Annotated in this window: 19 protein-coding genes; 2 read left to right on the top strand and 17 right to left on the bottom strand. The window is 63.5% G+C overall.

The window, feature by feature from the left end; translation table 11 throughout:
* Nucleotides 1–5 precede the first annotated feature (5 nt).
* The 12 genes from lpxD to recO form a co-directional block, all read right to left on the bottom strand.
* Complete coding sequence (gene lpxD / locus K9B37_RS11600; RefSeq protein WP_224313237.1) at nt 6–1079, bottom strand: UDP-3-O-(3-hydroxymyristoyl)glucosamine N-acyltransferase; 1074 nt, start codon at nt 1077–1079, stop codon at nt 6–8.
* A 42-nt stretch (nt 1080–1121) separates the two neighbouring features.
* A complete protein-coding gene (gene bamA, locus K9B37_RS11595; protein WP_224313236.1) occupies nt 1122–3521 on the bottom strand; it encodes an outer membrane protein assembly factor BamA in 2400 nt (799 codons plus the stop codon).
* A 167-nt stretch (nt 3522–3688) separates the two neighbouring features.
* Nucleotides 3689–4852, bottom strand: coding sequence for an RIP metalloprotease RseP (rseP, locus tag K9B37_RS11590; RefSeq protein ID WP_224313321.1), 1164 nt, complete (start codon nt 4850–4852; stop codon nt 3689–3691).
* Between the two features lie 42 nt (nt 4853–4894).
* A complete protein-coding gene (dxr, locus tag K9B37_RS11585; RefSeq protein WP_224313235.1) occupies nt 4895–6055 on the bottom strand; it encodes a 1-deoxy-D-xylulose-5-phosphate reductoisomerase in 1161 nt (386 codons plus the stop codon).
* Between the two features lie 5 nt (nt 6056–6060).
* Entirely contained in the window at nt 6061–6918 is an 858-nt protein-coding gene (locus K9B37_RS11580; RefSeq protein ID WP_224313234.1) for a phosphatidate cytidylyltransferase, read from the bottom strand.
* A gap of 2 nt (nt 6919–6920) precedes the next feature.
* Nucleotides 6921–7628, bottom strand: a complete 708-nt coding sequence (locus tag K9B37_RS11575; RefSeq protein WP_224313233.1) for an isoprenyl transferase — start codon at nt 7626–7628, stop codon at nt 6921–6923.
* Nucleotides 7629–7714: 86 nt separating this feature from the next.
* Nucleotides 7715–8275, bottom strand: a complete 561-nt coding sequence (frr, locus tag K9B37_RS11570; RefSeq protein WP_224313232.1) for a ribosome recycling factor — start codon at nt 8273–8275, stop codon at nt 7715–7717.
* A 57-nt stretch (nt 8276–8332) separates the two neighbouring features.
* The gene (gene pyrH, locus K9B37_RS11565) at nt 8333–9046 is read right to left on the bottom strand and encodes a UMP kinase (RefSeq protein WP_439651716.1); all 714 of its coding nucleotides are present in this window, start codon (nt 9044–9046) and stop codon (nt 8333–8335) included.
* A gap of 130 nt (nt 9047–9176) precedes the next feature.
* Entirely contained in the window at nt 9177–10106 is a 930-nt protein-coding gene (tsf, locus tag K9B37_RS11560; RefSeq protein WP_224313231.1) for a translation elongation factor Ts, read from the bottom strand.
* A gap of 119 nt (nt 10107–10225) precedes the next feature.
* Nucleotides 10226–11242: a 30S ribosomal protein S2 gene (locus K9B37_RS11555; RefSeq protein WP_224313230.1), complete on the bottom strand. Its 1017-nt coding sequence runs from the start codon at nt 11240–11242 to the stop codon at nt 10226–10228.
* A 207-nt stretch (nt 11243–11449) separates the two neighbouring features.
* Nucleotides 11450–13699, bottom strand: a complete 2250-nt coding sequence (gene parC, locus K9B37_RS11550; protein WP_224313229.1) for a DNA topoisomerase IV subunit A — start codon at nt 13697–13699, stop codon at nt 11450–11452.
* Nucleotides 13700–13762: 63 nt separating this feature from the next.
* Nucleotides 13763–14494, bottom strand: coding sequence for a DNA repair protein RecO (gene recO, locus K9B37_RS11545; protein WP_224313228.1), 732 nt, complete (start codon nt 14492–14494; stop codon nt 13763–13765).
* Between the two features lie 198 nt (nt 14495–14692).
* On the opposite strand from recO, the gene K9B37_RS11540 reads away from it, so the two are divergent.
* Both K9B37_RS11540 and K9B37_RS11535 read left to right on the top strand, forming a co-directional pair.
* Nucleotides 14693–16561: an OmpA family protein gene (locus tag K9B37_RS11540; protein WP_224313227.1), complete on the top strand. Its 1869-nt coding sequence runs from the start codon at nt 14693–14695 to the stop codon at nt 16559–16561.
* Between the two features lie 173 nt (nt 16562–16734).
* Complete coding sequence (locus K9B37_RS11535) at nt 16735–18483, top strand: methyl-accepting chemotaxis protein (RefSeq protein WP_224313226.1); 1749 nt, start codon at nt 16735–16737, stop codon at nt 18481–18483.
* Nucleotides 18484–18537: 54 nt separating this feature from the next.
* Here K9B37_RS11535 and era read toward each other — a convergent pair whose 3' ends face one another.
* The 5 genes from era to K9B37_RS11510 form a co-directional block, all read right to left on the bottom strand.
* Nucleotides 18538–19446 (bottom strand): GTPase Era, encoded by a 909-nt coding sequence (era, locus tag K9B37_RS11530; RefSeq protein ID WP_224313225.1) that lies wholly within the window; start codon nt 19444–19446, stop codon nt 18538–18540.
* Entirely contained in the window at nt 19439–20227 is a 789-nt protein-coding gene (gene rnc / locus K9B37_RS11525; protein ID WP_439651715.1) for a ribonuclease III, read from the bottom strand. The genes era and rnc overlap by 8 nt, the downstream gene beginning before the upstream one ends.
* On the bottom strand, nt 20154–20909 hold the full coding sequence (gene lepB, locus K9B37_RS11520) for a signal peptidase I (RefSeq protein WP_224313319.1): 756 nt from the start codon (nt 20907–20909) through the stop codon (nt 20154–20156). Before lepB ends, rnc begins: the two co-directional genes overlap by 74 nt.
* Before the next feature lie 120 nt (nt 20910–21029).
* Nucleotides 21030–21431: a holo-ACP synthase gene (gene acpS / locus K9B37_RS11515; RefSeq protein ID WP_224313223.1), complete on the bottom strand. Its 402-nt coding sequence runs from the start codon at nt 21429–21431 to the stop codon at nt 21030–21032.
* On the bottom strand, nt 21428–22219 hold the full coding sequence (locus tag K9B37_RS11510; RefSeq protein WP_224313222.1) for a pyridoxine 5'-phosphate synthase: 792 nt from the start codon (nt 22217–22219) through the stop codon (nt 21428–21430). Before K9B37_RS11510 ends, acpS begins: the two co-directional genes overlap by 4 nt.
* Nucleotides 22220–22551 lie beyond the last annotated feature (332 nt).

Here is a 22551-nt window from a genome sequence, read left to right as displayed (position 1 = left end):
CAGTGTTACGAAGACGGACCGTCGTTGGTGGCGGAATCGCTGGAATCCGACTTGGATGCAAGTTTTTTCAGGGCGGTGATCTCTCGGAACCACTCTCGGACGGGGCGAGCCGGAATACCGCCCCAACGGGCCCCGGCCGGAACATCGCCGTTGACGGCGCTGGTGGCCGCGATCTGCGCGCCCTGGCCGATCCGCAAATGGCCCTTGACCGCAACCTGACCACCCAGCGCCACATAATCCTCGATGGTGGTCGAGCCGGCAATGCCGACCTGGGCCACGATCACGCAATGGCGCCCGATCACCACGTTGTGGGCGATCTGGACCAGGTTGTCGATCTTCGTGCCCTCCCCGATCACCGTATCGCGGCTTGCGCCCCGATCGACCGTGGTATTGGCTCCGATCTCCACATCATCCTGAATGATGACCCGCCCGACCTGTGGCACCTTCAGATGGCCTTGCGGCCCCATGGCGAAACCGAACCCGTCCTGCCCGATTCGGACACCGGAATGCAGGATGACGCGGTTGCCGATATAGGCATGGGAAATGCTCACATGCGGCGCGATGGAGCAGTCTCGCCCGATCTTCACATGCGCGCCGATAACCGCATGGGCTCCGACCAGGGTCCCGGCGCCGACCTCCGCATGAGGGCCGATCACCGCGCCAGGATCGACTTTCACGCCGTGTTCGAGCCGAGCCGTCGGATGTACGAAGGAGCCCGGCGAGATTCCGGTGGCGGCAAAGGACGATTCCGGCCGCATGGCACTCGGGAAGAGCAGCGCCAGGACCTGGGCGAAAACGCGATAGGCCTGCGGCGTGACGATCGCGACCGTCTGGCTGGGGACCTTGGCGGCGAAGCGGGGCGTCACGAGACAAACGCCTGCTTGGGTCTGGCTCAGGGCCTCCCCATAAGCGGCATTGTCCATATAAGCGATATCGAGAGGACCTGCCGTTTCGAGCGGGGCGGCCCCATGAAGCAAAAGCTCCCCGTCGACACCGTCGGGGAGCGTTGCACGGGCCATCTCCGCCACCTGACGCAAAAGAAGCGTCTGGTTTTGCGGAAAGAAACTCAAATCTGTCATGAAAAAGAAGCGAGGGCGCCCATCGGCGCCCTCTCCGTTTGATTAGAAGCGTGTACCACCCGAGAAACGGAAGGCCTGAGTCCGGTCGCCACCGATCCTCGCTCCGTTCGCCGCCGGGAGACCCTCGTCCTTGGACAAGGCAATGGCGTAGTCGAAGCGGATCGGGCCGAGCGGTGAGCTCCACAGGATGGAGGCGCCCACCGAGGAGCGGATCTTGTGGCTGTCGCGGACCACGATGCATTCCTGCGAGACCAGTGCCGACGGAGTGCAGCCGGCGGTCGGGCTGAAGCCGTCGATGATGCTGTTGCCATTGGTATCGAAGGTCGTCGGACCCTTGTAGCCGAACAGCGTACCCGCATCGGCGAAGACGGCACCCTTGAGCCCGAGCTCCCGCGGAACGCCGAAGATCGGGAACTGCATTTCGAGCGATCCACCGAAATAGGTGGTACCGCCGATGGCGTTCGAATTGGTGTCCAAGGTCGAGATGTCGCGCGGGCCGATGCCGTTGGTGGCGAAACCACGGACGAGTGTCGGGCCGAGGAAGAACTGGTCGACGATACGCAGATCGCCGCCCTGAGCGCCTGCGCCGGCGCCATTCCTGTTCTCGTTGCCCCAGCCGACAATGTGACCGCCCTGGAGGCGGGCGATACCGACGATGTCTTCCCAGATCTCCTTGTAGTAGCGGAGATCGCCAGTGGCGCGGAAGTAACGGGAATCGCCGCCAAGGCCGGCAAAGTCGGTCTTGACCTCGCCGAAGAAGCCGTTGCGCGGGTCCTTGTTGTTGTCGAGTGTGTTGTAGTTGAAGGTCAGACCCGCGAGCGAGGTCAGCGTCTTGCCCTGCGATTCCTTGATCGCGAGCGAGGCTTCGCCGTTGCCTTCGCAGAAGAAGCGGTTCGGCGTCCCATTGGGGTTCAGCTGGGTGTAACCCGGGATCGGCTGCGAGCAGTCGTTATAGGGCTGCTTGAAGTCGTTCGGGATCTTCAGATCCTGCTGATACAGCGAGTAGCGCAGGGTGAGCGTGAACTCTTCCGTAAAGGGCAGGCCCAAGCGCAACTGACCACCGGTGACGCGGTTCTCATAACGCGAATACCGGGTCTGATCGCTGAACTTCGAGAACAGGTCGATACCCGCCGACATGCGGTAGCCGAGGAAATACGGCTCCGTGAACGAGAAGTCGACGCCGTTGCTGCGCTGGCCGAGCTGGCCGGCGACGCGGACGTACTGGCCACGGCCCAGGAAGTTCGTCTCGGTGACAGCCACTTCGCCGATGAGGCCGTCCTGCGTGGAGTAACCACCGGAGATCGAGAAGGCACCGGTCGACTGGTCCTCGACATCCACGTTCACGACCACGCGGTCGGGGGCAGAGCCCGGCTCGTTGGAGATGCGAACAGTCTTGAAGTAGCCGAGATTGTTCAGGCGGCGCTCCGCCCGATCCATCAGGACGCGGTTGTAGGGGTCGCCTTCGCCGACATCGAACTCGCGCCGGATGACGTAGTCACGGGTGCGGGTATTGCCGCGGACGTTGATCCGCTCGATGTAGACCCGCGGCCCCTCTTCAATCACGTAGCCGAGATTGATCGTCTGAGTCGCAGGATCGCGGGTCGCCACGGGACGGACCTGAGCGAAGGGATAGCCGCGACGGGCGATATCCGTGGTCATGTCCTGCAGGGAGCGCTGCACCAGATCAGCATTGTAGGTCGAGCCCGCCGAGGTCGACAGGTCGCCACGGACAGCATCCGCCGGAACTTCGGGGATACGGGAATCAACGTTGACGCTGCCGAGACGGTACTGCGGTCCCTCCTCTACCGAGATGGTCACGATGTAACCGCCGGCATTGGGATCGAACTGCACGTCGCTCGAAAGGAGGCGGAAATCCGCGTAGCCGTTCTTCAGGTAGTAGCGGCGGATCAGCTCCAGGTCGTTGGCAATGCGGGCCGGATCGTAAACGTCCGTGCTCTTGAGGAAGCTCAGGATGTTCGATTCGGTGGTCGACATGACGCCGCGCAGGCGGCCCGACGAAATCTGGTTGTTGCCGACGAAGCGGATTTCCTTCACGCCCGTCTTGTCGCCTTCGACGATCGTATAAACGATATCGACCGTCCCATTGGGCAGATCGACGATACGCGGCGTCACCTGCGCCAGGCCACGGCCCTGCTGGCGATAGACTTCAAGGATACGCTGAACGTCAGCATCGACGGTCCGCTGGTCGTAGGGGGCACGGACCCGGGCCTGAAGCTGGCCCTCGATCATGCCCTTCTCGACGCGCTTATTGCCCTCGATCACGACGCGGTTGACGATCGGCCCCTGCGCTACCGAAGCACGGCGGCTAGCCTGCTGAGCAAACGCACTGTCGGCTCCTGTGATTCCCGCGATCACTGCACTGACGGCAATCATGGCGGTAGCGGCCGGCTTTTTCCGGCGTGGCGTGGTCGTCGACATCATCAACTGGCCCGTCTCTTTAATTTTTGTCCTGCACGGATCGCTCCGCGGGCTGGGAACGTCGGGGCCCCCAACCTTATCGGTGTGATCCGCTTGTACAAACTTTCGCCGCTATTGCAAACGGCGCTTTCCCCAACACAGTAGCATTTTTATCCTGCGTGGCGTCCTTGTCACGTTCCGCGAGCCAGAAAACTTGTGCCAAGGTGAACGATATCATTCCAGGTTGCGAACAACATGAGCATCGCAACGATGGCAAAACCGATCCGGAAGCCGATTTCCTGGGCTTTTTCGCTCAAAGGACGGCCTCGAACGGCCTCGATGGCGTAAAAAAGCAGATGACCGCCGTCGAGCAACGGAATCGGAAAAAGGTTAATGAGTCCGATCGAAACCGACATGAAGGCGATCAGGCTGATAAGGCTCGATACCCCGCCGACATCGAAGGCGGTGCCCGAAGCCCGGGCGATTCCGATGGGACCGGAGAGCTGATCGGCGGATTCCCATCCCAGAACCAGGCGGCGCATGAAGTTCAGGGTCCGATCCACCAGATTCCAGGTTTCGGCGGCACCTGCCTTTAGGGCACCCAACGGAGAATAAGAGAGTCGCTTGATGGCGCTCGGATCCCGGGACGCCTCGACGCCCAACAGCCCGATCCGCTGCTTGCCGAACGGGGTCGGCCGTTCGACGAAGTTCGGTGTGGCACTCAAGGTGACCGTCTTGCCGTCCCGATCGACCATGAATGTCAGGGCTTCACCGGCACTGGAGCTGACCAGGAGCTGCATATCGGCGAAGGTCTCGATCTGCCGACCGTCGATGGAGAGAATGAGGTCGTGGGGCCGGAAGCCGGCCTTTTCCGCAGCGCTGCCCGACTGGACCGCCTCAATGCGCGGCTCCAGGACCTGCCGGCCGCTGATGTAGTTGAAGCTGGCGAAAATCGCGATGGCCAGGATGAAATTGGCGATCGGCCCTGCCGCGACGATGGCGGCCCGCTTAAGCACATTTTGGTGGGGAAAACTGACGGCGCGCTCAGCCGCGCTCATATGAGCAAGCTGATCCTGGTTCGGAACGCTGGCGGCGTTCAGGTCACCCACGAACTTTACGTACCCCCCTAAGGGAATCGCCGAGATCTTCCAGCGCGTGCCGTAACGGTCGGTCCAACCGAAAAGCTCCCGGCCGAAACCGACCGAAAACGCGGTGACGCCGACGCCACAGCGGCGGCCGACCCAGAAATGTCCGAACTCATGGACGAAGACGACCACCGTCAGGACGACGAGAAAGGAAATGATCGTCAGCAGAAAGGAGCCGGTCGCTCCCGTAATCGTCGCAAGCCAATCCATCATCGTTCCTTTCGCGCCGGTCGTGCCGCGTCCATTCTCGCTTCACTTCGGAATGAGTTGCCGCGCCGCGTCCCGAGCCTCCTCATCGATTGCCAAAGCATCCGAGATCGTCGCCGGTGCCGCCAGACGTCTTCCGGAAAAGCTTGAGCACACGAACTCAACCTTTTCAGAAATAGCATAAAATCCGATCTTACCTGCCATGAACGCCGCGACGGCGATCTCATTGGCGGCATTGAGGATCGTCGGCATCGCACCTCCCGCCCGAAGCGCAGCCCTGGCCAAGGCAAGGCACGGAAAGCGGGCCTCGTCGGCCTCCTCGAAGCTTAAACGGCCAATAGAGGCAAGATCGAGACGGGGCAGCGGCATCACAAGACGCTCATGATGCCGCAGGGCGTTGGCAATGGGAACTCTCATATCGGGAAGGGCCAGCCCAGCCGTAACGGCGCCGTCCGACCATTGTACGAGCCCGTGGACAATCGCCTCCGGATGGACGAGCACGTCGAGCCGCTCAGCCTCGAGACCGAAGAGGTGATGGGCTTCGATCAGCTCGAGCCCCTTGTTCATGAGGGTTGCGGAATCGATGTTGATCTTCGATCCCATGGACCAGACCGGGTGCGCAGAGGCCTCGGCCGGGCTCGCCGCGGCGATCCGCTCGCGGCTCCAGGTCCGGAAAGGCCCTCCCGTGGCTGTGATGATCGCCTTCTCCACGTCGCCGTTGCGGCCAGCCGCGAGGGCTTGGTCCAGAGCGTTGTGCTCCGAATCGACGGGCAGAATCTCGACGCCGAGACGCCGGGTCTCGGCCATGAAGGCCTCTCCGGCACAAACGAGACTTTCCTTGTTGGCGAGTGCGATCCGCCGCCCGGGCTTTAGGGCTGCCTCGGTCGGGCGCAGGCCGGCCGTTCCACTGATGGCGGCGAGAACCACGTCCGCATCCCGCTCAGCCGCCTCGCTGACGGCGGCCGCGCCGGCGCCGGACCCGATACCGGACCCGGAGAGCGCCTCCTTGAGGGCCGCCCCACCCTTTTCGTCTGCGAGAGCTGCGAAACGGGCCCCAAGCTTCCGGGCTGTTTGCGCCAGGGCTTCCGCATCATGGCCGCCGACCACCGCCTCCACGCGAAGCTCGTCCCTGTGCGCTAGCACCACATCCGCCGTGGAGCGGCCGATGGATCCGGTGGCCCCGAGAATAGTCAGAGTCCGTGTCATGCGTCCTATGCTGCCAGTCGGGCGACCAGGAGAACCGCGCCGAGAATAAGAGAGACCGCCCAGAAACCATCGAGGCGGTCCATCACTCCTCCGTGGCCGGGTATCAGATGGCTAGAATCCTTGACGTCGCAGTGCCGTTTCAGCGCCGATTCTCCAAGATCGCCGAGCTGGCTCGCGATCGACGCGACAATCGACAAAAGCACCGTGTTGCGGAGACTGAAGGGCTGGATCCAGCCGAGGTGTTGAGATCCCCAGACGACCAGGAATCCGCCGAGCGTACCGGCCGCCAAGCCGCCGAAGAATCCCGACCAGGTCTTCTTCGGACTGACGCGCGGCCACAATTTCGGTCCGCCGAAGGTCCGGCCCGTGAAATAGGCGGCGATGTCGGTCGCCCAGACGACGGCGAACATCCACAGGAGCCCGACGAGGCCGAGGAACGGGTGAGCCCTCACGAGCGGCGGGACAAGAACAATGATCGCGCCATAGGCGAAGCCGCTGACGGCCCAGAGCCGGCCTTGCGTGCCACGGGCAATCAGGCCTCCGAGCAGCGCCGTCACGACGGCAATGGCGAAACCCGTCGCAAGCGACATGTCCCGAAGAAGCACGACGGTCAGAGCAACGAGACCGAGACCCTGAACGATCTGGACAGGATAGCGCGGCTCCACGCGGGTCATGTTCGTCCACTCGACCATCATGGCGATGCCGGCCGCGAGCCAGAACAGAGCGAAAGCCCAGCCGCCCTGATAGGCGGTATACAGCGCAAGAGGAATCAGAACGATCGCGGAAACGACCCGCTTCGCGAGCTCGCTTGGGGGCCTCTTGACAGTACCAGGGGGAAGGGACGCGCCCTCATCCGCCGCCATGATCACACCGCCCTGGCGCTCAGACCGCCGAAACGGCGGTCACGCTTGAAATACTCTTCGAGGGCGGCGCGGAATGTAGTTTCGTCGAAATCGGGCCAGTAGTCCGGGACGAAGACGAATTCCGAATAGGCTGTCTGCCAAGTCAGAAAGTTGGAGACCCGCTGCTCTCCGGAGGTCCGGATCACGAGATCCGGGTCCGGAATGCCCGCCGTGTCGAGATGAGCCTCGATCAGGCCCGTATCGATCGCCTCGGGATCCAGAAGCCCGTCCTGCACCTTGCGAGCCAGGGCCCGCATGGCGCTCACGATCTCCTGCCGGCCGCCGTAGTTGAAGGCGATAACGAGAGTCAGACCCGTGTTGTGCCGGGTGAGCTGCTCCGCTTCATCGAGAAGCGGGCGAATATCGGACGACAGCCCTTCCCGTTCACCGATGATCCGGACGCGGACGTTGTGCGCATGAAGGTCGGCGAGATCGTGTCTCACGAAAAGCTTCAGGAGGCCCATCAGATCGGAGACCTCCTGCGCCGGTCGGCGCCAGTTCTCCGCCGAGAAGCTATAGACGGTGAGGTAACGGATGCCGAGCTCGCGCGCCGTCCGGACAGCGCGCCGGATCGCCTCGACGCCACGGCGGTGCCCTTCGAACCGGGGCAGGCCGCGCTTGGCGGCCCAGCGCCCATTGCCGTCCATGATGATGGCGACGTGCGCAGGCATTCCCTCCCCCGCATCTCCGCCGGGAAGGGCCGCAACCGAACGCTTCGCTTCTCCATTCATGGGCATGTTTTCACGCGGCCTGGGGTTCAGACCTGCATGATTTCCTTTTCCTTGGAGGTCAGATGCGTCTCGACCTCGGCCACGAAATGATCGGTTGCCTTCTGAACCTGCTCGCTTTGCCGCTTGGCATCATCCTCACCGACGGTGCCGTCCTTCTCGAGCTTCTTGAGGAGATCGAGGCCGTCGCGGCGGACGTGGCGGATCGCAACGCGGGCTTCTTCCGCGTATTTATGGGCGACCTTCACCATCTCCTTGCGGCGCTGCTCGTTCATCTCGGGAATGCGCAGGCGAATGACCTGACCTTCCGTCTGCGGATTGAGGCCGAGATCCGATTCGCGGATCGCCTTTTCGACGGCATTCACCATGCCCCGATCCCAGACCTGGACGCTGAGGAGACGCGGCTCCGGAACGCTGACGGTCGCAACCTGGGTGATCGGCAGCATGGAGCCATAGGCGTCGACCTGAATCGGGTCGAGAAGGCTCGGCGCGGCGCGGCCGGTCCGAAGGCTGCCGAGGTCGTGCTTGAACGCGTTGATGGCGCCCTGCATGCGGCGCTTCACGTCTTCTAGGTCAAAAGTCGTTGCCATCTTGTCTCATCCCAACTCGAACTATTCCAACGGGCTTACGCTTCCCTGAGGGTTGCATCAAGGGGCGACGACGGTCGAGCGCACATCGCCCTTGAGGATTGCCGTCACGGAGCTCGGCGCATGGACGGAACCGACGATGATCGGCAGCCGGCTCTCGCGCGCCAGGGCAAAAGCTGCCGTGTCCATGACTTTCAGGTCCTTGGCGATGGCTTCGTCGTGGGTCAGGCGGTCGAAACGAATGGCTTTCGGATCCTTCTTCGGATCGGCCGAATAGACTCCGTCGACCTGCGTCGCCTTGAGAACCGCGTCGCAGCGCAGCTCCGCGGCGCGCAATACCGCCGCCGTATCGGTCGTGAAGAACGGATTGCCGGTCCCGCCTGCGAGAACGACGACCTGGCCCTTGTCCAGATGATGCAGAGCGGGCTGACGGGCGTAGGTCTCGCAAATCGTCGGCATCGAGACCGCTGCCATGGTGCGCGCCGAGACGCCGGCGGCGTTCAACGCGGTCTCGATGGCGAGGGAATTCATCACCGTGCCCAACATGCCCATGGAATCGGCTGTGGGACGGTCGATCCAGCCGGCTGCGCTCATGCGAGCACCCCGAATGATGTTGCCACCCCCGATCACCACGGCGATCTCGAACCCGGCGCGGGTCGCATTGGCGAGATCATCGGCAAGGCCCGATAAGGTCTGAGGATCGAGCCAGTAGCCGTCGGGAGCCATCAGAGCTTCACCGGAAAGCTTCACCAGGATGCGCCGGAATGTCGTCACTGCCAGACCTCTCGTTGTTGTGGATGATATGCCCGCCCGAGCCGGCTGCCCCTTACGTTAAGTGAAGCATTCTCCGGCTCTCATGAAAACGGCGGCTGAAGAGCCGCCGTTTCGAAGGGATAACGAGGTCTTAGGCCTTGCCCCCGGCTGCTGCGGCCACCTCGGCCGCGAAGTCCGGAGCCTCCTCCTTCTCAATGCCCTCGCCGAGGGCGTAGCGAACAAAGCCCTTGAGAGCGACCGGCTTACCGGCCTTGGACTCGGCCTCTTTAAGAACCTGCGTTACGGTCTTGGACGGGTCGTGGACGAAGGACTGCTCAAGGAGGGTGACTTCCTTATAGTAGCTCTTCAGACCGCTCTCGACGATCTTCTGCAGAACGTGATCGGGCTTGCCGGCATTCTTCTCGCGAAGAATCGCGCTCTCACGCTCGACCGTGGCCGCATCGATGCCGGACGCATCGACCGCAATCGGATTGGTAGCCGCCACGTGCATGGCGATCTGCCGGCCAAGGGCGCTCAGCGCATCCACGTCGCCTTCCGATTCCAGCGCCACGAGGACGCCGATCTTGCCCAGTCCGTCGCTGACCGCGTTGTGCACATAGGTCGCGATGACGCCGTTCGAGACCGTCAGCTTGGCGACGCGGCGCAGGGTCATGTTCTCGCCGATGGTGGCGATCAGCTCCTGCAGACGGTCCTTAATAGTGGTCTGCGAACCCGGGAAGTGAGCAGCCTCGAGCGACTCGATGGTGCCGTCGCCCATGAGGGCGATCTTGGCCGCCTCGCGGGCGAAAGCCTGGAAGCTGTCGTTGCGGGCGACGAAGTCCGTCTCGGAGTTGACCTCGAGGATCGCAGCCGTGTGGCCGGAAGACTCGACGGCCACGAGGCCTTCGGCAGCGACGCGGCCAGCCTTCTTGGCGGCCTTGGAGAGACCCTTCTTACGGAGCCAGTCGACAGCCGCCTCGATATCGCCGTTGGTCTCGTTGAGGGCCGTCTTACAGTCCATCATGCCGGCGCTGGTCTTATCGCGCAGCTCCTTCACCATCGCAGCGGGAATGTTCGCCATGGCTCGTCCTTTCGCAGGTTCGTACATATGGGGAGCCCGGCGTCCAGAGAACGCCGGGCTGATCACTTTCAGTCGCGAGGCGCCGTCATGAGCGCCAGAGTCATCGACGCCAGGACAGCTTACGCCGCCTCGATCAGCGAACGGGCCTGATTGATCCAGCCGTCACGGTCGACACGACCGTTCAGCTTCAGGTCCTTATCGAGCTGCTCGACATCCGCAGGCTTTGCGGCGGAGAGCTGCCAATAGTGGAAGATACCAGCCTCGTTGAGCTTCTTCTCAAGCTGCGGGCCGACGCCCGTGAGCTTGGTGAGATCGTCCGGGGCGCCGCGCGGAGCCGCCAGGCGCTCGAACTGCTCTTCCTGGTCGGCAGCAGCGCCGGCATCGCCAGCCGGAAGCTCCTCGGCCATCGGGTTTTCGGATGCACCGATATCGATACCCATGGCGCCCGCGCTGCGGGAGATGCCGTCGAGAGCGGCGCGGGAAACGAGATCGCAGTAAAGCGAGATCGCGCGACCAGCGTCGTCATTGGCCGGAACCGGGAAGGTGATGCCGTCCGGGTCGCAGTTCGTATCGACGATCGCAGCCACCGGGATGCCGAGGCGCTTCGCCTCCTGGATCGCCAGCTGCTCCTTGTTGGTGTCGATCACGAAGATCAGGTCGGGCGTGCCACCCATATCCTTGATGCCGCCCAGAGCGCGCTCGAGCTTCTCCTTCTCGCGGGCGAGCATGAGACGCTCTTTCTTGGTGAGACCCTGGCCGCCGCCGGCGAGGATCTCGTCGACTTTGCGCAGACGCTGGATCGAGCCCGAAATCGTCTTCCAGTTGGTCAGCATGCCGCCGAGCCAGCGGGAATTCACGTAGTACTGAGCCGAGCGCTTGGCCGCGTCGGCGACCGAGTCGGAAGCCTGACGCTTTGTGCCGACGAACAGCACGCGACCGCCCTTGGCCACCGTGTCGCTGACGGCCTGGAGAGCGCGGTGCAGCATCGGGACCGTCTGGGCCAGATCGATGATATGGATGTTGTTGCGGGTGCCGAAGATGTATTGACCCATCTTCGGGTTCCAGCGGTGGGCCTGGTGGCCAAAGTGAGCGCCAGCTTCCAGCAGCTGACGCATCGAGAAATCAGGAAGCGCCATAGTTTTTCTCCGGTTAAGCCTCCGCGGAGCAGTGGACCGGACCAACCGGCCACCGGGACGCTTCATGGCTCATGAAGCAGGCTCCGCGTGTGGAATAATCGCGCATATAGGGGGTGAAGCGCCAAAATGCAAGCCGGAAGAACGGCTTCAGCCGCCCTTCGAGCATAGCCGGCCGTGGCGCAACAAGGGCGGCCGGAGGGGTCTGAGCTAGTCCCCGAACTTGTTGCTCTTCGGGAAGCCCTTTGGCGGCAAGCGGCCAGCCTCGGCGCGGTTGGCGATCCAGTCGCGGAGGTCCTCCTTGGCCACGGTCCAGGTCCTTCCGGCCGTGTCCTTCCACGTCAGGCCTTCCTTCAGCCTGAAGACCTTGGCGTCGGAAACACCGCCATCCTTGTAGCGCTGGAGGCGCACGCCCTTGCCGCGGCTCATCTCCGGCATCTGTTTCACCGGGAAGATCAGGAGCTTGCGATTCTCGCCGACGATGGCGACGTGATCGCCCTCGCCGTCCGTGCAGACCACCGCCTGAGCCGGAGCATCGAGATTGAGAATCTGCTTGCCCTTGCGGGTATTCGCGGTGACGTCGTCGGTCGGAGCGATGAAGCCGCGCCCATCCGCACTGACGACAAGAAGCTTCGAACCAGCCCGGTACGGGAAGGCGGCGATGAAATCGGCGCCCTCCTCCAGATCGACCATCAGACGAATGGGATCCCCGAAGCCGCGGCCACCTGGAAGTTTCGAAGCCTCCAGCGTGAAGAAGCGGCCGTTCGTGGCCACGACGATGATCTTCGAGGTCGTCTCGGCGAAAAATGCCGTCTTGAGGGCATCGTCGCCCTTGAACTGCACGCCCGACAAATCGGCCACATGGCCCTTCATCGCGCGAATCCAGCCCTTCTCGGATACGATGACGGTGATCGGCTCGCGCTCGACCATCGCCTCCGCGAAATCGATGTCCGAGGTGTCCGGCGCTTGGTCGAAAGTCGTGCGACGCTTGCCCAGAGCCGTGTCCGGCCCGAAGGTCTTACGAACTTCCTTGATCTCCGCCGTCACGGTCTTCCACTGCACCTTTTCGGAGCCCAGTAGATTCTCGATCTTGGCCTTCTCTTCCTGGAGTGTCTTCTGCTCGCGCTTGAGCTCCATCTCCTCAAGCTTGCGCAAAGAGCGCAGGCGCGTGTCGAGAATGGCGTTGGCCTGGATCTCCGTGAGCTTGAAGACACGCATCAGCTCCTGCTTCGGCTCGTCCTCCTCGCGGATGATTTTGATTACCCGGTCGAGGTCGAGATAGACGATGAGCAGGCCGCCCAAGATCTCCAAGCGCTTGTCGATGGCGGCGAGCCGGAAGCTCGAACGGCGGATCAGCACTTCGCGGCGATGGTCGAGCCATTCGCGCAGGCACTCCGCCAGCCCCAGCACCTTCGGCACCTTGCCGCCGGCGAGCACGTTCACGTTCATGGGGATGCGGCTCTCAAGCTCGGTGAGCTTGAATAGCGACTCCATGAGAATGATCGGATCGACCGTCTTGGCCCGCGGCTCTAGCACGACGCGGATATCCTCGGCGGATTCGTCGCGGACGTCGGCCAGCAGCGGCAGCTTCTTTTCCTGCAGGAGTTCGGCGATCTTTTCGATCAGGCGCGATTTCGGCACCGAATAGGGGATCTCGGTGACAACGATCTGCCAGTTGCCGCGGCCAAGGTCTTCCTTCGTCCAGCGAGCTCGCACGCGGAAGGAGCCGCGCCCGGTACGATAAGTCTCGGCGATCGATTCCGGCGTGTCGACGACAATGCCGCCGGTCGGAAAATCGGGCCCCTGCACGAATTGCTGAACCAACTCCTCGGATGTCGTCTTGGGGCGGACGATGAGATGAAGCGCCGCGTCGCACAGTTCCGCCGCATTGTGCGGCGGGATCGAGGTCGCCATGCCGACCGCGATGCCCTGCGAGCCGTTGGCGAGAAGGTTGGGGAAGGCTGCCGGGAGCACAACCGGCTCCTCGTTCGCCTGGTCGTAGGTCTCGCGGAAATCCACCGCGTCCTCGTCGATTCCTTCGAGGAGGAGACGAGCGACCTCTGTCAGCCGCGCCTCGGTGTAGCGCATGGCCGCAGCGTTATCACCATCGATGTTTCCGAAATTGCCCTGCCCCTCCGCGAGCGGATAGCGCTGGGCGAAATCCTGGGCCATGCGCACGAGAGCATCATAGATCGATTGGTCGCCGTGCGGGTGATACTGACCCATCACGTCGCCGACGATGCGGGCGCATTTCTTGGGCGCATTGCGTGGATCGAGCCGCAGCAGGCGCATGGCGTGCAGGATGCGGCGATGGACAGGCTTCAACCCGTCCCGCGCATCCGGAAGCGCCCGGTGCATGATGGTGGACAGCGCGTAGGCGAGATACCGCTCCTCAAGCGCGTCCTTCAGCTGAATGTTTTCAATCTCGCCGCCGGTCGGCGGATTGACGACCTTACCCATGTGTCACAGTCCCCTGAAGCGAATCAATCTTCTGGTTTAAATGAGAACATAACAGAAACAAACTCAAAGATCCTCTGCCGTGGCAAGGGCCACGAAACGGGCCCGCTCCTCGGGCGCCGACTGGCCCCGAGGATCGAACACGTTCTGATGCAGGAAGAAATCCGTGAGTGCAAATCCATCCCTGATGTCGGCTTCCGCAGGCCGGTTGGACCGGCTCTGGCCGATCAGGAAACCCGGCAGCCGGAGCAGACGGTCCTTATAGGCCTCGCCGGCCGCCGCGCTGACGGCCCGGCCGCTTTTTGGCGAGACGTAAATGAGATCGTTCCGTGCGCCCGTGGCCGCGCAGGACGACAGGTCGAGCCCGAAGCCGAGTTCCGCCAGCATGGCGAGTTCGAAACGGACGAACAGGGCCGGCGCGAGATCCGGGTCGTCGAGGTGATCGACCAGAACTGCCAAGGTTTCATAGAGCGCTTCGTGAGGATCACGCTCCGGCAGGCAGCGGACCAGGTGAGCCATGGTCGCCAAGCCGTAGAGGGCGAGCGGCGAGCCCATGAGGTGCGCCGCCCGCATGTCCAGCCCCTCCACCTGGAAGTTTCCGAGATGCTCGTCGAGGCGCGCCCGCCAGGTGGCATGGACGCTATTGCCTGGTTGGAGCACCGGCTGCAGGGACTTGGATCGGCCGCCATGGACGAGGCCGAGATGGCGGCCGTGCTCGCGGGTCATCAATTCGAGGATAACGCTCGTTTCGCCGTGCTTCCGTGCACCGAGCACGATGCCCTCATCGGTCCATTGCATGGAGCCAAACCGTTTCCGAAATCAGGGGTTTCAAGAGCATCTAATGTAGTGATTGAACGGCCGATCTGCCAGATTTTTCAAGAACATCGCCAGCCTTTTTCGCGAATTTGGCAGCAACCTTGGCCGCTCAAAATTGGAACAGAATCGTATGCTTCAGGTTTCAGCTCCCTCAACCCATAATAATTTTGAAACGGGATCATGAAGTTAACAACATTGCTTCTCGCGGGCACCGCCCTGCCCCTCCTTGCCTTCCCTGTCGCCGCTGCAGAGCAGCCACAGCCACCGGCGCTTACCCTGGCCCAGGCATCGCCAGGCGAGATGCCGCCGCGAGTCCGCCCCGGAGACGACAAAACCGATTCCGGCGAAGCCGCGCCCCAGCGCCGCGGCCCTCCCGGACGAGAGCGGGGCCATGGTGCCGCAGGAGAAGAACGTCCGCCTCAGGAGCGTGGGGGACCGCGGCCGCCTCGCGCCGCTGGACCAGGCGATAACGCCGAACCGCCTGCGGGACGTCCGGCACCGCCTGCCATTGCGCCGATGCCGCAACCCAATCGGCCGGCCGCATCGGAGGAGAGGCCTTCGGCTCCTGAGCGCCAGCCGCCCCAGCCGGGCGAGCGCACTGCACCGGGTGCCGCCCCGCGCCAGGCCGGACCGCAACGGCAGGAGGAGCGACGTCCGGATCAGCCGCAACGGCCTCAGGCCCCAGCGGCGGAGCGTGGAGCCGCGCCGTCTCCGACACCGCCTGCCCCGACCCCTCCCGCAGAGGGTCAGCGCCGCACCGCGCCGACCGCCGAGCAGCCCACACCGCCAGCGACAAGGGCTGCTCCTACCGCAGCTCCGGAGCAGCGGCCAACCGCACGTCCGTCACCGACGGCTCCGGGACAGGCCATCGAGACCAGCCCGGCGCCGCGCCCCGCAACGCCGCCTGCTGCGGGAACCGCTTCGCCGCAACGCGCGCCCGCCCCGGTGCCGCCCCAGGCTCCGACCGCCGCTCCTTCGCCGGTTCCTACCCAGCAGGGTGTTCGCCCCCAGGCCCCTGCACCCGGTCAGACGGCGCCATCGCAACCTGCCCTCCAGGCCCCGCCCCCCGGCGCCCCGATCGAGGCGCGCCGGCCTCTGAACCAGGACACGCAGAGCTTCGAAGCCTTTCAGCAGGGCCGAATCGACCAGTTGCGCCAGCAGCGGCGCGAGCGGACGGAGGAAGGCGGCCGCCGCGTCATCATTGAGGAGCCCGGCGACCGGACCATCATCCGCGAAGGCGATCGGGTCATCATCCGTCACGACGAGACCGACCGGTTTCGGCGGACCTATCGTGATGCCGATATTCGTCAGGAGCGCCGTGGCGCGGAAGACGTCACGATCATTCGGCGGCCGGACGGTTCCGAGATCATCACCGTCCGCGACCAGAACGGCAATCTGCTGCGCCGCGTGCGGCGTGAACCCGCCGGTCGAGAGGTGGTGCTGATCGACAATCAGCGCGGCCGTCAGCCGGGCGGTTACTTCGTCGAGGACGTCGTGCGCCTTCCGCCTCCGGTGGTGCGCATCCCGCGCGAGCAGTACATCGTCGACGTAGAGGATGCCTCCGAGGACGATCTGATCGAGGCGTTCACGGCGCCGCCGGTGGACCGGATCGAGCGGGCCTATACGCTCGACGAGATCAGGCAAAGCGAGCCGCTGCGCGAGAGGATGCGCCGCGTCGATCTCGACACGGTGACCTTCGACACCGGCTCCTGGTCACTGCCCGAGTATCAGATCGGCGCCATGACGGGGATCGCGCAGGCGATCCAGCGTGCCCTTTCCCGGAATCCGAATGAGATCTTCCTCGTAGAGGGTCACACGGATGCCGTGGGTTCCGACGAGGACAACCTGACCTTGTCGGACCGGCGCGCCGAGACAGCGGCGACGATCCTGACCCAGCGCTTCAACATTCCCGCCGAAAACCTCACGACTCAAGGGTACGGCGAGCAGTACTTGAAGGTGAACACGCAGGGTCCGGAGCGGCAGAACCGTCGCGTCACCATCCGTCGGATCACACCTCTGCTCCAGGGGCAAAATCAGGCGCAACGCTAAGTCCACTTAGCTGATTGCTTAAAGTTTTCGCCCGGTCTTGCGCAGGCAAGACCGGGCGAAAGCATTCCTGGCCTGAGTATTCCCGCATGGCAAGCACGCGAAATCAGACATTCTTCATTAATTAACTTTTTGACATGACCTTAGGTTAACGCCATTAACCAAGAGAAAAGACGATGCTTGGCCTCCTGCGACGCGCGCCGCAACCGGTCATGTCGGAAGCTCCCCAGAAGGAAACGCCGGAAGCGCCAGTCAACCTCGAAATACCGAAGGCACAGCTCGACACAGAGGCGGTCGATGCCTTGGAGGGTGACGTTCTCAAAGCCATCGCAGGCGTGACGCAAGCCATTGCGGAAGCCGCTTCGGATGTGACCGCCGTCGAGCAGGATCTGGCATCCGTCCGGACCCATCTGGGTGAGCTTGCTGCCTCAGGACAATCGGCCTCCGGAGAAACGCTGTCGCTTGCTTCTTCCACCGAGCAGCTCGCCACGACATCGGTCGAGATCGGCCGCGCCATGGACCGGGCGAGCGGCCGCATCGGCGATGCCGTGAATGCAGCGCGGAAAGCAAGCGATCTGATCGCGCAGCTCTCCTCCGCCACGGCAGAAATCGTCGGCATCGTCGACACGATCTCGGCTGTGGCTCGGCAGACGAATCTCCTCGCTCTCAACGCCACGATCGAGGCGGCGCGGGCCGGGGAAGCGGGGCGCGGATTTGCGGTCGTCGCCGGAGAGGTCAAGGCCCTGTCCGTCGAGACGACCAATGCGGCAGACGACATCCGGCAACGGATTGCCCGTCTGCGCGATACCGCCGGCGCATCGACGGACGCGGTGATGGAAATTGCCAGTGTCGTCCAGGACGTCCAGCCCGTTTTCGACACAGTGCGCCAAGCCGTCGGAGAACAGGACGCAGCTATCGGCGAGGTCGCACGACTGGCGAGCGCAGCATCGTCGAGCGTCGGCCAAGTCAGCGAAAGAGCCGCGCAGGTGGACCGTATCGTCCTGGATGCCGGCGAATTGGCGCATCGCGCAGACAAAGCGACGAAAGCGGCCGACGGACTCGCCAAGGCGTTGGGAGAGCGGTTCGTGACCGTGGTCCGACAGAGCGAAATCGGCGACCGTCGACAAAGCGACCGGTTTCCGGTCGACCGCGAGGCGATGCTCACGGTCGGGGGCCGCCGCCTCACATCGCGCACCGTCGACATCAGCGTCGGCGGCGTGCTTTTGGCAAATGTGCCCGATGCGCACCTTGCTCCAGGCAGCGAAGCGGATCTCGAGATCCGCGGCCTCGGACGCGCTGCTGTGCGCGTGGTGGCGTCGAGCGCGATGGGACACCACTGCACTTTCATCGCACTCGGAGACGAGAGTCGCATGAAGATCGAGAGCTTCGTCGCGGATGTCGAGGCAAGCTATCGCGCTCGCATTTTTCTCGCCCAGGAAACCGCGCGACGGGTCGAGGATCTCATCGCGAATGCGATGACCGACGGCACCCTCTCGCGGGAGGCGGTGTTCGACACCGACTATCGCGCCATTGCGGCCACCAATCCGGTTCAATATGCGACGACCTATCTACCGGTCTTCGAGCGTCTTCTCCCTCAGGTGATCGAGCCCGCCCTCGCCTCCGATCCCAAGATGGCATTCTGTCTCGCCATCGATCGCAATGGCTATATTCCAGTTCACAACACAATCTATTCGCAGCCGCAGCGGCCCGATGATCCGGTCTGGAATGCGGCCCATGCCCGCAACAAGCGGATCTTCGACGACCGAGCCGGAATTACCGCAGCGAGATCCACGCGGCCCTTCGTGGTGCAGGCCTATGCGCGCGACATGGGTGGCGGCAAGATCGTGATGATGCAGGAGGTGGACGCCCCGATCCGCATCCTTGGACGTCACTGGGGCGGGTTGAGGACGGCCTATCGGCTTTGAAAACACTCAGCACGTGCGCCCCCAGGACGCGCCGCGCTGGACGTCCGGGAACCTTCAACCGCGCGGGAATTCCAGACCCATTTCGCGATAGCGTTCGGGATCGTCGCCCCAGTTCTCGCGCACCTTCACGAACAGGAAGAGGTGCACCGGCGCCTCGGCGATCTCGGCGATTTCCTTGCGCGCCGCCTGGCCGATGGCCTTGATGGTCTGGCCGCCCTTGCCGAGCACGATCTTGCGCTGGCTGTCGCGCTCCACGAAGATCGTCTGCTCAATGCGCACCGAGCCGTCCGGCCGCTGCTGCCACTGGTCGGTCTCGACCGTGGACTGGTAGGGCAATTCCTCGTGCAGGCGTTCGTAGATCTTCTCGCGGGTGATTTCGGCTGCGAGCATGCGCAGCGGCGCATCCGAGATCTGGTCCTCCGGATAGAGCCAGGGCCCTTCCGGCATCATGCGGGCAAGCTCGGTCTTGAGCCGATCGATGCCGTCACCGTTGAGCGCCGAGATCATGAACGTGTGCGCGAAATTGACCCGCGCATTGAGCGAGGACGCAAGCTCGAGGAGCTTCGAGCGCTCGATCAGGTCGATCTTGTTGAGGATGAGAACTTTCGGCTGCTTCAGCTCTGGCAGCTTCTCCAGGATCGCATCGGCATCTTCGTCCACGCCCTTGCGCGCATCGAGCAGAAGTGCCACCGCATCCGCGTCGCCTGCCCCACCCCAGGCGGATGTCACCATCGCGCGGTCGAGACGGCGCTTCGGCTTGAAGATGCCGGGCGTGTCGACGAAGACGATCTGTGCCTCGCCTTCAATGGCAATGCCGCGGACGAGCGCGCGGGTCGTCTGCACCTTGCGCGAAACGATGGAGACCTTCGATCCGACAAGGGCATTCAGAAGGGTCGATTTGCCGGCGTTCGGTGCACCGATGAGTGCGACGAATCCTGCCTTCGTGAGTGTCTCCTCAGTCATTTCCCTGGTCTTCCTGTGTCCAAACACCTTCGCGGAAAAGAAGGCTTCGCGCCGCTTCCTGTTCCGCCGCTCGCTTCGATGCACCGAGGCCGAAGTCGCTGTTGTGATCCTTCACCTTCACGGACACCCGAAACTTCGGGGCGTGATCGGGGCCCGTCTGCTCAACCACAGCATAAGTGGGCGGAGGGAACCCCTTCCCTTGCGCCCATTCCTGCAAGGCGCTCTTCGGGTCCCGCAACGGGCGCCGAGGCGCATGCAGAAGCTCCTTGAACGCCTGCGCCACCAGCACCTTGGCGGCCTCGTAGCCCCCGTCAAGGAAGACTGCGCCGATGATGGCCTCGCAGACATCGGCGAGGATCGTATGGTTCCGTCGCTCACCCGACTGCGCCTCGCCCGCACCGAGCTTCATATAAGGCCCGACGTCCCAAGCGATGGCGACCTCGGCGCAGCTCTCGCGACGGACGAGCTCTGCCAGCCGCCGGGACAGCTCTCCCTCGGGAGATCCGGGAAAGGCCTGATAGAGCATCTCGGCCACGATAAGGCCCAAAACCCGGTCGCCCAGGAATTCGAGACGCTGATAGCTCTGTCCGCTCGCCCCCGGCGCGCTGACATGGGTCAGCGCCTCCACAAGGAGCTCCGGACGCGCGAAGCGGTAGCCGAGCGTCTCCTGAAGTTTCTCCGGCTGGGGCGTGCGACGGGTCACGGGGCTAGTGGATCCGCTCGAATATCCGGTTCCATCGGATGTGGCTCGGCCATTCCCAGGGCCGCCACAGGGAAGCATCCTCGTCGATGGAGAAGAAGATGATCTCGGCACGGCCGACGAGGTTCTCCGCCGGCACCTGCCCGACATTCGCCTCGTCGCGGGAATCGGTCGAGTTGTCCCGGTTGTCACCCATCATGAAGTAATAGCCGGGCTTCACCGTATAAACTTCCGTGTTGTCCCAGTAGCCCCGGTCGCCATCCCGCTCGATCACATAGTGAGTCGTGCCCTCCGGGAAGGTCTCCTTGTACTGCGGTACGGCGATCGTGCGGCCATAGAGATCGGTCGTCTTGTAATCCTCGACCCGCTCGCGCTGGATCGGCTTGCCGTTGATCTGGAGAACGCCGCCGATGACCTGGATCTTGTCGCCCGGCAATCCGACCACGCGCTTGATGTAATCCGTCGAGTTGTCCTTCGGCAGCTTGAAGACCACGATGTCCCCGCGCTTGGGCTGCGAACCGAAGATCCGGCCGGAGAAGACCGGCGGGCTGAAGGGGATCGAATGCTTCGAATAGCCGTAGGCGTATTTGGACACGAAGAGATAGTCGCCGATCAGCAGGGTCGGGATCAGGGAGCCCGAAGGAATATTGAACGGCTGGAACAGAACGGTCCGGACGACCACGGCGATCAGGAGCGCCTGAAGGATGACCTTGACGGTCTCCCAGATCCCGCTCTCTTCCTTCTTGACGGTCTCGCCGGTCATTTTCTTGGCGTTTTCGCTCACGTCTGTCGATCCATGCTTGAGGAGTGAAGGGCCGTGGGGCCGTTCTCAAGTCGTCGCGGCGGTCTAGCCCATGGCGCGCTGCGTCGCAACGCGGCCGATTTACTTTATAGGGACGGCCTCGATGATCACGAAGGCTTGAGCGAGTGGCGGATCGTCGGTCAAAGAGACGTGAAGAACTGCTTCGTGTCCTTCGGGGATCATCGTCTGCAACCGGGCGAGAGCCCCTCCCGTCAATCTCAAGGTCGGCTTTCCGCTTCTCAGGTTCACCACCTCCATGTCACGCCAGAATACACCGTGACTGAGGCCCGTGCCCAGCGCTTTAGCGCAGGCCTCCTTGGCGGCGAACCGACGCGCATAGGAAGGCGCCCGCGCTGCCCGGCGGTCGCTGCGGGCCCGCTCACCTTCGGTAAAGATCCGGTGCGTGAATCGATCGCCAAAGCGTTGAAGCGAGCGCTCAATCCGGCGGATGTCGCAAAGATCGGACCCGATGCCGACGATCATCGGCCCTCACCGGGTGCCGCAAACCCTGTGGCGGCCCCGGCCTGCCGACGTCCCTCGTCCATAGCCGCCCGCATGCCGCGAACCGCCTCGTCAAGGCCGAGGAAGATCGCCTCGCCGATGAGAAAGTGACCGATGTTGAGCTCCGCGATCTGCGGGATCGCCGCGACCGGCCGCACGGATTGCAGGTCGAGCCCATGGCCGGCGTGAATCTCGAGCCCGATCCTCGCGCCATGTGCCGCGGCCTTCCGCAACCTTTCCAATTCGTGAGCGACTTGCGCGGTATCGCCCTCCAGAACCGCCTCGCAATAGGTGCCGGTGTGGAGCTCCACGACAGGGGCGCCGAGGTCGCGGGCGGCATCCATGACGTCGGTCTCGGGTTCGACGAACAGAGACACGCGGATGCCCGCCCCCTTCAGCTCTTGGATCGCAGGACGCAGATGGGCAGCGCCGCCGATGATGTCGAGGCCACCTTCCGTCGTACGCTCCTCGCGCTTCTCCGGCACCAAGCAGGAAGCATGCGGCCGAAGCTTGGTCGCGAGCGCAACCATCTCGGGGGTTGCGGCCATCTCGAAATTCAAAGGCACGAAGAGTTGGCGCTTGAGACGCTCCATGTCCTGGTCGCGGATATGGCGCCGGTCCTCGCGCAAGTGGGCGGTTATCCCGTCCGCCCCAGCCAGAACGGCGAGATGGGCAGCGCGGATCGGGTCCGGATGAACACCGCCGCGGGCATTCCGGACGGTTGCGACATGATCGATATTGACGCCGAGGCGAAGGGGAAGAGCTGTCATGAGGTTGTTTTATCCTAAGGGCGGCTTTTGACTAGGGTGGACGAGCCTCGTCCTTACGGATCGGCCCGAGATCTACCGGGAGCAGACCGGCCGCGCTTGCATTCTCGGCGAATATCTTCTATGGACCGCGCTTCGCGTTCGCTCCGGCCGGGGGCTGAACGGACGGTACGGCTTGGCCGTGCAGGGTTTTCGGACCCGTCGTCCCGTGTCTCCGCCTTCGACAACCGCTCGGGCCTTGCAGGCTCGAAGGGCTTGGCGCCGATCGGACGCGCGAAACCAGCCGAAACGCTTCCTCACAAGCAGTGTGACGGCTTGAACTCAAACCTGAGAAA

This window comes from Microvirga puerhi, assembly GCF_020089865.1.
GTDB lineage: Bacteria > Pseudomonadota > Alphaproteobacteria > Rhizobiales > Beijerinckiaceae > Microvirga > Microvirga puerhi.
This window is presented reverse-complemented; position numbering and strand designations above follow the sequence as displayed.

Coding starts and splice junctions, on each gene's coding strand:
- K9B37_RS11580 (WP_224313234.1), bottom strand. CDS start 6,918: ATGGCGGCGGATGAGGGCGCGTCCCTTCCCCCTGGTACTGTCAAGAGG.
- K9B37_RS11535 (WP_224313226.1), top strand. CDS start 16,735: ATGCTTGGCCTCCTGCGACGCGCGCCGCAACCGGTCATGTCGGAAGCT.
- K9B37_RS11510 (WP_224313222.1), bottom strand. CDS start 22,219: ATGACAGCTCTTCCCCTTCGCCTCGGCGTCAATATCGATCATGTCGCA.
- K9B37_RS11555 (WP_224313230.1), bottom strand. CDS start 11,242: ATGGCGCTTCCTGATTTCTCGATGCGTCAGCTGCTGGAAGCTGGCGCT.
- era (WP_224313225.1), bottom strand. CDS start 19,446: ATGACTGAGGAGACACTCACGAAGGCAGGATTCGTCGCACTCATCGGT.
- K9B37_RS11540 (WP_224313227.1), top strand. CDS start 14,693: ATGAAGTTAACAACATTGCTTCTCGCGGGCACCGCCCTGCCCCTCCTT.
- recO (WP_224313228.1), bottom strand. CDS start 14,494: ATGCAATGGACCGATGAGGGCATCGTGCTCGGTGCACGGAAGCACGGC.
- bamA (WP_224313236.1), bottom strand. CDS start 3,521: ATGATGTCGACGACCACGCCACGCCGGAAAAAGCCGGCCGCTACCGCC.
- lepB (WP_224313319.1), bottom strand. CDS start 20,909: ATGACCGGCGAGACCGTCAAGAAGGAAGAGAGCGGGATCTGGGAGACC.
- rnc (WP_439651715.1), bottom strand. CDS start 20,227: ATGCTTCCCTGTGGCGGCCCTGGGAATGGCCGAGCCACATCCGATGGA.
- dxr (WP_224313235.1), bottom strand. CDS start 6,055: ATGACACGGACTCTGACTATTCTCGGGGCCACCGGATCCATCGGCCGC.
- K9B37_RS11575 (WP_224313233.1), bottom strand. CDS start 7,628: ATGCCTGCGCACGTCGCCATCATCATGGACGGCAATGGGCGCTGGGCC.
- frr (WP_224313232.1), bottom strand. CDS start 8,275: ATGGCAACGACTTTTGACCTAGAAGACGTGAAGCGCCGCATGCAGGGC.
- rseP (WP_224313321.1), bottom strand. CDS start 4,852: ATGGATTGGCTTGCGACGATTACGGGAGCGACCGGCTCCTTTCTGCTG.
- lpxD (WP_224313237.1), bottom strand. CDS start 1,079: ATGACAGATTTGAGTTTCTTTCCGCAAAACCAGACGCTTCTTTTGCGT.
- tsf (WP_224313231.1), bottom strand. CDS start 10,106: ATGGCGAACATTCCCGCTGCGATGGTGAAGGAGCTGCGCGATAAGACC.
- acpS (WP_224313223.1), bottom strand. CDS start 21,431: ATGATCGTCGGCATCGGGTCCGATCTTTGCGACATCCGCCGGATTGAG.
- parC (WP_224313229.1), bottom strand. CDS start 13,699: ATGGGTAAGGTCGTCAATCCGCCGACCGGCGGCGAGATTGAAAACATT.